We start from the raw sequence: 478 nt of genomic DNA, 5'->3' as shown, positions 1-478 counted from the left end.
GGCTCAAGGACGCCAAGTCCGGCAGCGGCCGGCTGGAGAGCGGAATCGCCAAGCTGAACAAGGGCGCCGGCGACCTCGAATCCGGGTCCCGGCAGGTCGCCGACGGCACCCAGCTGCTCGCCGACAAGGTCAACGGGGTGGCGGCCGACGTCCGCCCTTTCCTGAAGGACAACGGCAGGACGATCGGCGACACCGCCCGGCTGGTCGCCGATTCCTCGCAGACCGTACGGGACAACCTCGACCTGCTGGTGAAGGCGGCGCCGACCGCGGCGACCGCCGCCCACGAGGCCTCCGACGATCTGGCCGACGTCTACCGCACCCGCTGCACCGAGCAGCTGCTCCCCGACCCCACCGTCTGTCCCCCGCTGAAGCGGGCCACGACCGCCGCGGCCGATGTCGCGAAGGTCGCCGACGATGTGAACGTACTGGTCAAGGACCAGAACGGGGATCTCAAGAAGCTGCGCGGACAGCTGGCGAC

1 pseudogene is annotated in these 478 nt (G+C 70.3%); it reads left to right on the top strand.

The features are described 5' to 3' along the window. Positions 1–478 (top strand): annotated as a pseudogene (locus AC1DUE_RS20265) (hypothetical protein); the annotation flags it as partial.

Source organism: Cellulomonas sp. P4_A2 (assembly GCF_056402515.1).
The sequence above is the reverse complement of the archived record's forward strand: the minus strand, read 5'-3'. Positions and strand labels throughout refer to the sequence as shown.